At 53.8% G+C, this 210-nt stretch carries 1 protein-coding gene; it reads right to left on the minus strand.

Translation table 11 applies throughout. From position 1 onward, the window contains the following. Positions 1–210, minus strand: a 210-nt coding sequence (locus G0Q06_RS14380; protein ID WP_484549368.1) for an amino acid kinase family protein, incomplete at both ends; no start/stop codon positions are given.

Consider the following 210-nt stretch of genomic DNA (forward strand, 5'->3'; position numbering starts at 1 on the left):
CCTCATCGCAGACCAGCGTTCCCGCCGTGTCAGATTGTTCCTCAAAACTGCTGAGCACTCTCAGCTTTACCTTATAGCGCATCGCAAGTTCGACAGATCTGGTTTGCAGGACCTTGGCCCCCAGAGAGGCAAGTTCAAGCATTTCTTCAAAGGCGATCTTGTCAAGCTTGCGCGCTTTCTCACTGACCCGGGGATCGGTGGTATAGACCC

The organism is Oceanipulchritudo coccoides, from assembly GCF_010500615.1.
Classification (GTDB): Bacteria; Verrucomicrobiota; Verrucomicrobiia; order Opitutales; family Oceanipulchritudinaceae; genus Oceanipulchritudo; species Oceanipulchritudo coccoides.